This is a genomic window from Rufibacter ruber, assembly GCF_001647275.1.
Taxonomy (GTDB): Bacteria; Bacteroidota; Bacteroidia; order Cytophagales; family Hymenobacteraceae; genus Nibribacter; species Nibribacter ruber_C.
In genome coordinates this window covers 51,886-62,380 of the sequence record NZ_LRMM01000028.1, presented here as the reverse complement: position 1 = coordinate 62,380, position 10,495 = coordinate 51,886, and the positions used below count along the sequence as shown (strand labels likewise).

The window sequence follows — 10,495 nt, the reverse complement described above, 5'->3', positions numbered from 1 at the left end:
ATTTTGAGGCTTTAATGACCTTTGGTTCCTTTCCCCTCCCTTGCCTGGAGGCTTCGCCATTATAAAAGCAGAAAATAATCCAATGACGGATTAACTACCGTATAACCGTCACAATTACGTTTATCACCCCTATACCCGTACCCAAACATACGTTTATCCAACCAACGGTAGCTGGATAAACGTAATTGCACTGCCGAATATACTATATAGATCTCTCATAATAAAGCACTTCCTGTTTCCGGGCTGTTTTCTAGAAAACAGGCCAGAAACAGGATAGCCTTTCCAAAGGGCAGGTTCTTGCTCGGCCTGGTGAGAAGAAAGCGCAGGTTATTTTCAGTATTAATTCATATAGCCAAAAATATCTTTTTCCTGAGGGAACCTCGTATTTCCCAAGGTTATGAAAAAGGAAGAGATCTATTTCCCAGATTGGGAGCGCCTGCTCATTGGCAATACCCCATGGGAGTTTATGTGGGAGGTGCTGCTGCGCACCATTATCATCTTTATGGCTTTGCTGATCATCCTGCGCCTCATGGGCAAGCGCATGAATGCGCAGTTAACCATCTCTGAGCTGGCCGTAATGGTCACGCTGGGCGGTATTGCCTCGGCACCCATGCAATTGCCAGACCGGGGTATTCTGGTGGGCATTGTGGTCTTCATCTGTGCCCTGGCCTTTCAGAGGGGCATCAACCTCTGGGCGTTCCGGAGCCGGAAAATAGAAATGATCACCCAGGGGGATTTGTCTGTCATTCTCCGGGAAGGCGTGCTGCAGATTGAGGAGATGGAAAAAGCCCGTCTCTCAAAAGACCAGGTGTTTGCGGCGCTCAGAACCCATAATGTTACGCAGCTGGGGCAGGTGAAACGGGTGTACATAGAAGCCTGCGGCCTGTTCAGCGTAGTGAAGGCAGACCAGGCCCGGCAGGGCCTGTCAGTGTTGCCCTTGAAAGACGAGGACATGGTGCAGAACCTGCCGCTAGATCAGCTCTATGCTGCCTGCACCCGCTGCGGCTATGTGGCAGAAACCGGACAGGTGCAGGGCACAGAATGCCCCAACTGTGCCTGTGACCAGTGGACCCCCTCTGTCAAATAATCAGCCAACCAATTTATGAAACCAGAAGAAATACAGATTACAGACTGGCTGCGCATAGTCCTGGGAGAAGCCCCGTGGAGTTTCTTGCTGGAGGTGGTGATCAGGATCGCCTTCATCTACCTGGTGCTCATGCTTTCCATGCGGGCCATGGGCAAACGCATGTCTGGCATGTTGAGCAGGACCGAAATGGCCGCATTGGTGTCTCTGGCCGCCGCCAACGGCGTGGCCATGATGGACCCTTCGCGGGGTATTCTGCCCATTGTCATCATTGCCGCCGTAGTGGTGGGCATTGAGCGGCTCATAGCCTGGCGCACCACCCAAAACGCGCGGCTGGAGCGTGACTTCCTGGATGATATGGACATTCTGGTCAAAGACGGCTGTCTGCAGCTGGATTTAATGGAGCGTACCCGCATCACGCAGCAGCGGCTGTTTGCCCAGTTCAGGCATGAGAATATCCTGAACCTGGGCAAAGTGCAGCGCACGTACCTGGAAGCCAACGGAGCCTTTACCATCCTGCAGTTCCAGGAGAAAAGAGCGGGCCTGTCGCTGGTGCCAGACATTGACCCGGAGCTGCGAAATGACCAGGAAAACGCACAGGGGAAATGGGCGTGCCGCTGCTGTGGGTTTGTGCTAAACCATCTGGAGGAACCCAGCGGCCCTTGCCCCAACTGCGGGCAGAACAGCTGGGGCCAAGCCATAGAATCATAACCGCACCGGGCGTTTTGGGGCTGTTTTTCAGAAAACGGCTCCAAAACAGAAAAGGCACTTGGCCCATACACAAGTCAGGGGTATCTCTTTTCCATCACCACAAAGCCCATCCCGCTTTTCTCAAAGGTGTGGGCAGTTTCTGTAAACCCAAATTTCTGGTAATATGCCGCTTTTTCCCGGCGGGCGTTGCACCAGACCCGCGCCACCGGTAGGGCCGGGGCCAGCTGTAAAATGTGATGAAGCAGCATAGCCCCGTACCCTTGGCCTTGATAAAATGTGTCAGTGGCAAATTTCCGGAACTGGGCCTGCTCCCCCTGCACAAACAAAGACGCCACAGAAATGAGCTGTTCCCCCAGAAAAAGCCCGTAGTGCAGCCCATTGGCATCTTCAGGGAGCTGCACATAAGAAAGCGGGTGCGCCGGCCACATCACGCGGTGGCGTAAAGCCCAGGTTTCTTCCGGGGCAATTGGTTGAATGTGGGGAGTTTCCATGGCCTGGTCAAAGGGTGGGGCTGGAGAAGGGAGAGAGGCGGGCGTAACCGGTGAGCCTGCCCCCCGTTTCAGGGAAAGGTACTCCCGTTCCCGTCGGCTTCGCCGAAGGCAAAGATGCGGGGTAAAACCAGAATTCAAAGCATAACCCAGAAAAACCATGACCAAACTTGGCTACCATATCTCCCATGAGCAGTTTTCGCCCAGTCAGTTGCTGCAACTGGCCCAAAAGGCAGAGGCCGCAGGGTTCCGCTTCGCCCTTTCTTCTGACCATTTCCACCCCTGGAGCACCCAGCAGAACAGCTCTGGGTTCGCCTGGTCCTGGCTGGGTGCGGCCATGGCGGCTACCTCCCTTGAGTTTGGGGTGGTGAACTGCCCCGCTTACCGCTACCACCCGGCCCTTATTGCCCAGGCGGCGGCCACGCTGGACGAGATGTTCCCAGGCCGCTTCTTCCTGACCGTGGGCAGCGGACAAGCGCTGAACGAGGCCATTACCGGACTGCGATGGCCCGCCAAACAGGAACGGAACGACCGGCTAAAAGAATGCGTAGACGTGATCAGGGCACTCTGGAAAGGGGAGACAGTCAACCACCACGGCCTGGTCACCGTTGAGGAAGCCACTCTTTACACGCGCCCTAAAAAGGAGATTGAGGTCATTGCCGCCGCCATTACCCCAGAAACGGCGGCGTGGGCGGCCACCTGGGCAGACGGGCTCATCACCATTTCACAACCCAGGGATAAGCTCCAGAAAGTAGTAGACGCCTGGAACCAGAACGGCGGTGAGGGCAAGCCCATGCTCCTCAAAGTGCAGCTATCATATGACAAAACAGATAAAGAGGCGCTCCTGGGGGCCCATGAGCAGTGGAAGACCAACGTGTTCGGGAGCGCCATGCTGGCAGACCTGCGGGTGCCCGGGCAGTTTGAGCAGGCGGCCCAGTTTGTGAAACCAGAGGAGATACGGGAGTTTGTGCACGTGTCTGGTGAGCCGGAGCAGCACCTGGAGTGGCTGCAGCAGTACGTAGAGATGGGCTTCCAGAAGATGTCGCTGCACAACGTGAACAGAAAGCAGGAGCAGTTTATAGAGGTGTTTGGGCAGGAGGTGCTGCCGGTTTTAGCTTCTTAAGCAATTGTCTTTTGTGCGGCCAGGGCTATGGCAGGAACCGGCCTTCATTTTTGACTTCACAGTACGGGTACAGGTTTCAAAAACTGCTGTACCAGAACCTCCCTCTGGGCTACTACGCATCGCCTTCCAACGTTGAAAGTAGCATTAGAGGCGTTTTTAGCCTGTTTTCAGAAAAACAGCCCTAAAACAGGAAATTTGCCGGAGACTATGGTTTGGCAGATAAATTGATTTGGTAACTAGCGGGTAATGAGCAGGTATTCTTGAATTTATTGGGAGAGGGGGCCGGTGGTGTTAATTTTTTGGCACGTAGTTTGAATAAGGGAAATCAGCAAAGCGGTTATAGGCCTACGCTGAGCACCAAAGCAGTAAAATTACACCTCAAACGAGACCAGAAAAATGAAAAAGATATTTGCAATGATCGCCATGGGCGCCATGATCGCCGGAACCTCTTTCGCACAGGATGCCCCTAAAAAAGACAGAAAGCCCCGCACAGAACGTGCCGGCAAAGACGGCGCCCACGGGGAGCGCAAAAGCCCCGAAGAGTTTGCGGCCAAGAGAACTGAAATGATCAGCAAAAAGTATGGCCTGAGCAAAGCCCAAGAGGCCAAACTGCTGGCCCTGCACCAAAGACAAACCGCAGACATGAAAGCGCTTCGTGGCCAGGGAACTGAGAAAAGCCAGGTAAACCGTGATGCCATGAAAGCCAGGCATGCCCAATGGGAGTCTGAGCTGAAAGGAATTCTGACCCCGGAGCAATACGCCCGGTACGAGGCAGACCAAAAGCAGCGCATGGAGCATAGAGGCAAGAAGAGAGGCCAGTACAAAGGCCAGAGACACCAGCAGGAGCAGAAAAGCTAATCTGCAGCTATTGCAAAAAAAAAAGGCCAGCCGTTGCTGGCCTTTTTTTCTGCGCCCTCTTTGGTGGCGGAAAAGGCACAGCGGGGTTGATTCTTTTAGGACTTGTTTGCATTTTGATTGTGCAGGCGAAATGAGGGCGCAAAAGGTTCTTCTATCCCGTTTTTAGAACAGCGCAATGGGGGGCAGCTGCCAGGTCCGGTTCTATTGAGGCCCGTTTGCAGCGCCAAAGAGAAATGTAAACAAACTCTAAAACCTACTGCGGTTCAAGTGGTGTAAGAGAGGGTGATGTACAGGGCCTAGAGACAAAAGCAGTTAAATTCTGATCTTCGCCGTAGAAGGGATGCGCATTTATTTTTAGCCGGTGAAAAAGAGTCATAGTGAGCCCTTCAGCAGAAAGTGGTATTGGTGGGCACTGGGCAGCATCTTGCTGTTGGTGCTTCTGGCGTTGGTGGCAATTCACCTGTATTTAAACCCGTGGGCCGAGAAAAAGCTGAAAGCCCAGATCTACCAGAAGACCCACGGGGTGTACACCCTGTACACCAAATCTGTCAGGGTCTCCCTGCTGAGTGGGTCGGTCACCATTGATTCCCTGCACCTGAAGCCCAACCTGGCGGTTTGGCGCACCCTTGACAAACAGAATCCGGCGCAAGCCGCGGCCTCCCTCGCTGACCTCCATGCCGCTAAACTGCATATAAGCGGCCTTCAGTTCATCCAACTCTTTCAGGAGAAACCGCAAACGCTCACGTTGGTAGAACTGGAAACTCCTGTTTTGCGGCTGACTCAGATGAAACAAGACACCAGCCCACCCAAGCCGTTGCATGAGAAGTGGGGGCCTCCCTTTCAAGGGTTGAAAATTGGCAGAATACGCGTGCAAAACGGCGCGGTATCTTTTAAAGAGAAACCAACGCAAAAACGGGCTCTCTATTCAGTGGCGGGACTGTCTGTGCAAGGCTGGGGGGTGGAGATGGACAGTGCCGCCTTTCAAGACACCGCTCGGGCATTCTATATGCGGGAATTCACCGCCAACGCCAGAGAAACCTCCTACTACCTGGGCAACGGGAACTATGTGATAAAGAGCGGGGCCATCCAGGCCGACTCTAAAACCCGGGAGGCCACCCTGGCCAAGCTGCAGTTGGTGCCGTTACGCAGTGCTGCCGCCATGTCTAAAGTTATCGGCGAAGCCGCCACCAGACTCCGGGTCCAGATTCCCGCGGTACGTATGAGGCAGGTTGATTTTCACACCCTTTCCAGGAGCTCCAATGTTCACATAGGGGCAGTGCTGGTGCAAGAGCCCAATGTAAGCGCTTACAAGAATGACAACTACCTTCCCACCAAAAAAGAGGGCAAGCTGCCGCATGATTTTATCAGGCAGTTGCCCACCGGCGTAAACATTAGAAAGGTGCAGGTGAAAGACCTGTATGTGCGATATGATGAAATAGCGGCCAACGCTTTCAAGCCGGGCTACGTGACGGGCAGCCACATCAATTTCACCCTCACCAACCTCACCAATGACTGGCGGCTCATGTCGCGCAAGACCCCGGCCATCTTAAAGGTAAGCGGGCTGCTGATGGGGAAGGCTTTTCTGCAGGCCACCGTCAGGCTGCCGCTGCTAGACCCCAGCGGCTACCACACCATGCAGGGCACCATTGGCAGGGGCAATCCTGCCATTCTCAACCCCATTATTGAACCCAGCATGTTTGTAAGCGTGAAAAGTGGTTTCCTGCAGAAGGGCTCTTTTGCTATGGAGCTGACCCGGGTGTCTGCTTCCGGTTCTTTGCAACTGCAGTATGATGAGTTTCAGATCTCGCTCCTGAATGAGGAGAAAGAGAAAAAGCAGTCACTGGGCAAGAAGCTGAAATCTTTGGTGGCCAATAAGATTGTGTTGAAATCAGAGAGCGAAAAAGACGGGAAAGCCCCCCGCCATGGGGAGATTAAGTTTCAACGCCGCCGGGAGCGGTCTTTTCTTACGTACTGGAAAGACTGCCTGGCCAACGGCGTGCTGTCTGTGATTGGGGCGCCCAAATGAGCAGGGGTTTGATCTTTTACCGCTGAAGGGTTACCTTGGGGCAAACCTGCTGTTCCCCATGAAACTCTTTGTTTTTCTTCTGTTCCTGTTGGTAAGTATGTCTATGCCTTTTGGGGCGTGCGCCCAGTCCCAGCCTCCCCAGCTCCTGAGACAGAAGACAGAAGCTGAGATCAGGCGTATTCTGGAGGCGTCACCCGCTGTGACGGGGTTGGTGGCCGTTGACCTCACCTCCGGCGAAACCCTCCAGTTCAACCAGGACATGGTGTTCACCCAGGCCAGTGCCATTAAAATCCCCATCTTGCTGGAAGTGTACAACCAGGCGCACCAGGGCAAGTTCAAGCTCACCGACCTCAGGGAAATTAACCCGGCCAACGTGGTGGGCGGCACCGGCATCCTCAAAGACCTGGTTGACAGTGCGCAGTTCAGCATCCGGAATTTGGCCGTGCTCATGATCACCTTAAGCGACAACACCGCCACCAACGCGCTTATTGACTTGGTGGGCATGCCCCACATCAACGCTACCTTGCAGAAAATGGGCTACAAACAAACCAAGGTGCAGCGCAAAATGATACAGTCGGCGGCCAGCGGACGGGGCGAGGAAAACATCTCCACCCCCGCAGAGGCGGCCAGAATGCTGCAGATGCTCCACAAAGGCGAGTTCGTGAACAAGGCTGTTTCACAGGAGATTGTCTCTGTTTTAAAGAAAAATAGCCGCGGGAACAGCCGTCTGGCAGCCGGGGTTCCCGCCAATGTGCCCCTGGCCTTTAAGCCCGGAGGCCTGAACGGCGTCTCAACCGAGTGGGCGCTGGTGCTGCTGCCAGAAAGACCTTATGCCGTAGCCATCATGGAGAACTACAAAGTGGTCGGCAAAGCCGAAACCGTGTTGGAGGAGGTGTCTGCGGTTCTGTATCAGTATTATTGGCGCCTGGGCAATGCCACCCGCTACGGCACCTACGTTGACCCTAAACTGATTAAATAGCCCACTGCGTTTTTGGCCTGTTTTCCAGAAAACAGGGCAAAAACGCAAAGCCCTCGCGGTCTTATCAACAGGAGGGGGCTTTGCGTTTTATAAGAAGGGGAATCACTTACTCTAAGTCCGGAGCCGGGCTCTGGTCTAACGCGGCCAGGGCATCCCAGTCAATGATAGGGGTGGCCCCGGCTTTGGTGGCTACCCAGGAACCCGCCCGGCAGGCTTGTTTTAAGGCTTCTGGAACGGGGGAATTGTTCAGGTGCAGGGCCAGAAACGTGGCCAGGAAGGCATCACCGCTGCCAATGGTGTCTGCTACGTCTACCGTAAAACCGGCTTGCTCAAAGAACTGGTCGCCTTGCAACGCAAGGGCGCCGTGTTCGCCGCGGGTGACAATGAGTAAATCCAGCCCAAAGCGCCGGACCAGGAAACGCATGCTCTCCTGTGCGTCTACTGGCACACCGTACCAGCCTCTGATCTCAGCCAGTTCATGGTGGTTCATTTTGGCAATATGGGCCTGGGTGAGTAGGTCCTCCAGCAGTTCCTGGCTGTAAAAGGGAGGGCGCAGGTTCACATCCAGCACATTCAGGTTTGACAACGGGAGGTACTGCCGCAGCGTTTGCCGGGTAATCTCCTGCCGCGCGGCCAGGCTGCCAAACACAAACGCGTCACAGCGCGAGACGGTCTGGGCGGCTTCGGGTTCATAGGTGATGAAATCCCAGGCGGCGGGGGCCACAATAGAATACTGCACTTCGGTTTTGTTGGCGGTATTCACCACAACCGTGCCCGTAGGGTGGGTCTGCTCCACCTGTACCAGTGCCAGGTCCAGCCCTTTCTCCCGCAGAAACAGAATCAGCTCCCGCCCCAGCTCATCATGGCAAAGCCTGCTGATCAGCCGCACCTTCTGGCCCTGGTAAGTGAGATGGATGGCCACGTTCATGGGCGCGCCACCGGGCACCTTGCCGGTGGGCAGCAAATCCCACAGCATTTCCCCGAAGCAGACGATTTCCTTTGGCATATTTTATGAGTGAATGAGCGGTTGGGTGAAGGGGTGAAAATACGTTTTTATACTCATTTCAGGAAAACACGCCGGAAACAGGTTCAGTTTTTTTCTTTGGTGGGGCCCTGCATTAAACCCCTGGTTCAAGTTGCTCACCTGGCCACTATGCAGGGAGTTTACCATATCTGTAAGCCGGCTTCCGGCTGCCCATCAAACCCGCACATGAACGTCTAAAGTGCCAGTACTACCGCGCCCAGCTCAAAACCCTTGTTCATCAGAAATTGTGCTCTCGCTAAACTGGCGGAAGAATAAGTCTTCAATGCTAGTCTCCATTTGCTTTTGCCGGCCATAACCGCGAGCGAAAGGTGCTTCTATCCCGTTTTTTGAGCAGCCTGGCAGCGCTCAGGTGCGGGGCAACCGCTAAGATGGGTTCATTTGAAGCTCATTTACAGCGCAAAAAGCACATGTACGCACGCTCTTGCTAAATCAACTGCTCCTGCTTCTGCTGTATGATTTGCTGCCGGGCGGGGGAAGAGGTGAGACGGAGGGCGGTCTGGTAACAGGCCTTGGCGCGAGCCGTCTGCTGCGTGCGCACATATAAATCGCCTAAGGCGAGATGGTACAGATAGTAATGGCTGGCCTCTTCCTTCATCTCCAGCAGCAACGCAATGCCTGCCTCCAGACCGTCACACTCAGCTACGGCAATGGCGCGGTTGAGGGCTACCACAAAGTTCTGCTTTTGTTGCAGGAGCAGGTCATAGAGGCGTTTGATGGCGCACCAGTCGGTGTGGGGGTAGGAGGGCGCGGCGGCGTGCAGACTGGCTATGCAGGCCTGCAGGTAGTACGGGTTCACCTGGGCCGGAAAAGCGTCTTGCAGGAAATGGAACCCCCGCCTGATCAGGTGCCGGTCCCATTGCGCACGGTCCTGCCGGGCCAACGGCACAAAGCGGCCCTGCCCGTCTACCCTGGTCTCAAACCGCGAGAGGTGGAAATACAGGAGTGACAGCAAGTGCCGCACCGGCAGTTCTTTGCCCGCGAAGCGCTGGTCCAGCAGGTGGGTGAGCCGGAGCGCTTCATAGCAGATTTCCTGGTTCAGGAGGCTGGTGCCCCGGGTTGTGTCATAGCCTTCATTAAAGAGCAGGTACAGCACATGCAGCACATTCTGGAGCCTTTCGGGCGAAGCCAGAATATCTATTTCTATGAAATCTGGCGAAAGATGCTGGAAAAACTTTTTACTGCGCTGCAGGCTTTTGTAGACCGCGTCTTTGCTTTGCTGCAGCCCCTGCGCAATCTCCTCCACGCCAAAGCCGCCCAGATGTTTGAGGGAGAAGATGAGCTGCGCCGAAGAAGACAGTTGGGGATGGCAGCAGGCAAACAGCAGCTGCAGTTGGCTGTCACGGGTTTCATCATCGCCCGGGGCGAAATAGTCCTTTTCAACCTCCAGCTGCTGCACCGCCGTCTGGTGCACCGCCCTGCGGGTGAGGTGGTTCAGCAGCTTGTTTTGCGTCACCCTCAGGAGCCACGCTTGCGGCTTTTCTGGGAGCCCTTTGGTGGGCCACACCTTCAACGCGGCGTAAAATGCCTCCTGGAGCGCGTCTTCAATGTCTTGCTGGTGGGCGGCGCCGTAGCGGCGGTACAAGAGGGAGAACACCTCTCCGTAGGTTTCCCGGAAGAGGTGTTCAGGGGTGAATTTCGGCGCGGCCGAAGGCAGGTTAAGCGGGTGGGGCATAGTCCATGACGGGTCTCACCTCAGTGGTGCCGCCCCACAGGTGGCAGGGGCATTCTTTGGCAATCGCCACCGCCTGCTCCAGGTTTTCGGCCTGAAGGAGGTAGTAGCCGCCAATCATCTCTTTGGTTTCAATAAACGGGCCGTCTGTGACCAGCGCGTCTTTGCCTTTGATGTACGCTCCGGTTTCCTCCAGTCCGTCGCCGCCCTGCAGGTGACCGGCCTGGGCCAGTTTCTGGGTCCACTGCAGGTGCGCCTGCACCAGCCGCTGCATTTCCTCCGGGTCCATTTCCTGCAGCGTGTCTACGTTGTCATACAGCAGTAACAGATATTTTTTCATACGAATGGGTTTAGGTTATATATGTTTTGGTCTATGACAAGCAGGTAGACTTATTTTGGACAGTGTGGGCAAACTTTTTTGATTTTTTTGACGGATGCTCAGGAAGAGCACCTTTCTGTTTTGGCGCCGTTTTTCTGAAAACAGCGCCAAAACAGAAAGGTGGCGCAAGCGT

General features: G+C 54.9%; 10 protein-coding genes. 6 read left to right on the top strand and 4 right to left on the bottom strand.

Features of this window, described 5'->3' with window-relative positions:
- Positions 1–397 precede the first annotated feature (397 nt).
- Entirely contained in the window at positions 398–1,087 is a 690-nt protein-coding gene (locus tag A8O25_RS12455; protein ID WP_066835317.1) for a DUF421 domain-containing protein, read from the top strand.
- A gap of 15 nt (positions 1,088–1,102) precedes the next feature.
- Positions 1,103–1,795, top strand: coding sequence for a DUF421 domain-containing protein (locus A8O25_RS12450; protein ID WP_066835315.1), 693 nt, complete (start codon positions 1,103–1,105; stop codon positions 1,793–1,795).
- A gap of 74 nt (positions 1,796–1,869) precedes the next feature.
- Here A8O25_RS12450 and A8O25_RS12445 read toward each other — a convergent pair whose 3' ends face one another.
- Positions 1,870–2,286 carry a GNAT family N-acetyltransferase gene (locus tag A8O25_RS12445; RefSeq protein WP_066835313.1) on the bottom strand — a complete coding sequence of 139 codons (417 nt, stop codon included), beginning with the start codon at positions 2,284–2,286 and terminating at the stop codon, positions 1,870–1,872.
- Between the two features lie 157 nt (positions 2,287–2,443).
- On the opposite strand from A8O25_RS12445, the gene A8O25_RS12440 reads away from it, so the two are divergent.
- The 4 genes from A8O25_RS12440 (at position 2,444) to A8O25_RS12425 (ending at position 7,269) form a co-directional block, all read left to right on the top strand.
- On the top strand, positions 2,444–3,406 hold the full coding sequence (locus tag A8O25_RS12440) for a TIGR03885 family FMN-dependent LLM class oxidoreductase (protein WP_066835311.1): 963 nt from the start codon (positions 2,444–2,446) through the stop codon (positions 3,404–3,406).
- A gap of 396 nt (positions 3,407–3,802) precedes the next feature.
- Positions 3,803–4,264 (top strand): hypothetical protein, encoded by a 462-nt coding sequence (locus A8O25_RS12435; protein ID WP_153042728.1) that lies wholly within the window; start codon positions 3,803–3,805, stop codon positions 4,262–4,264.
- A gap of 361 nt (positions 4,265–4,625) precedes the next feature.
- Positions 4,626–6,290 carry an AsmA family protein gene (locus A8O25_RS12430; protein WP_153042727.1) on the top strand — a complete coding sequence of 555 codons (1,665 nt, stop codon included), beginning with the start codon at positions 4,626–4,628 and terminating at the stop codon, positions 6,288–6,290.
- A gap of 58 nt (positions 6,291–6,348) precedes the next feature.
- Positions 6,349–7,269, top strand: a complete 921-nt coding sequence (locus A8O25_RS12425) for a serine hydrolase (protein ID WP_153042726.1) — start codon at positions 6,349–6,351, stop codon at positions 7,267–7,269.
- Positions 7,270–7,375: 106 nt separating this feature from the next.
- On the opposite strand, the gene A8O25_RS12420 is transcribed toward A8O25_RS12425, so the two are convergent.
- The 3 genes from A8O25_RS12420 to A8O25_RS12410 form a co-directional block, all read right to left on the bottom strand.
- Positions 7,376–8,275, bottom strand: coding sequence for a carbohydrate kinase family protein (locus tag A8O25_RS12420; protein WP_066835303.1), 900 nt, complete (start codon positions 8,273–8,275; stop codon positions 7,376–7,378).
- Between the two features lie 463 nt (positions 8,276–8,738).
- Positions 8,739–9,986 carry an RNA polymerase sigma factor gene (locus A8O25_RS12415; protein WP_066835301.1) on the bottom strand — a complete coding sequence of 416 codons (1,248 nt, stop codon included), beginning with the start codon at positions 9,984–9,986 and terminating at the stop codon, positions 8,739–8,741.
- A complete protein-coding gene (locus A8O25_RS12410; RefSeq protein ID WP_066835299.1) occupies positions 9,970–10,323 on the bottom strand; it encodes a YciI family protein in 354 nt (117 codons plus the stop codon). Before A8O25_RS12410 ends, A8O25_RS12415 begins: the two co-directional genes overlap by 17 nt.
- Positions 10,324–10,495: the final 172 nt, after the last annotated feature.

Excerpts from the sequence above, each read along its gene's own strand:
- A8O25_RS12415 (WP_066835301.1), bottom strand. The coding sequence starts at position 9,986 with ATGCCCCACCCGCTTAACCTGCCTTCGGCCGCGCCGAAATTCACCCCT.
- A8O25_RS12445 (WP_066835313.1), bottom strand. The coding sequence starts at position 2,286 with ATGGAAACTCCCCACATTCAACCAATTGCCCCGGAAGAAACCTGGGCT.
- A8O25_RS12450 (WP_066835315.1), top strand. The coding sequence starts at position 1,103 with ATGAAACCAGAAGAAATACAGATTACAGACTGGCTGCGCATAGTCCTG.
- A8O25_RS12435 (WP_153042728.1), top strand. The coding sequence starts at position 3,803 with ATGAAAAAGATATTTGCAATGATCGCCATGGGCGCCATGATCGCCGGA.
- A8O25_RS12420 (WP_066835303.1), bottom strand. The coding sequence starts at position 8,275 with ATGCCAAAGGAAATCGTCTGCTTCGGGGAAATGCTGTGGGATTTGCTG.
- A8O25_RS12410 (WP_066835299.1), bottom strand. The coding sequence starts at position 10,323 with ATGAAAAAATATCTGTTACTGCTGTATGACAACGTAGACACGCTGCAG.
- A8O25_RS12440 (WP_066835311.1), top strand. The coding sequence starts at position 2,444 with ATGACCAAACTTGGCTACCATATCTCCCATGAGCAGTTTTCGCCCAGT.
- A8O25_RS12455 (WP_066835317.1), top strand. The coding sequence starts at position 398 with ATGAAAAAGGAAGAGATCTATTTCCCAGATTGGGAGCGCCTGCTCATT.
- A8O25_RS12425 (WP_153042726.1), top strand. The coding sequence starts at position 6,349 with ATGAAACTCTTTGTTTTTCTTCTGTTCCTGTTGGTAAGTATGTCTATG.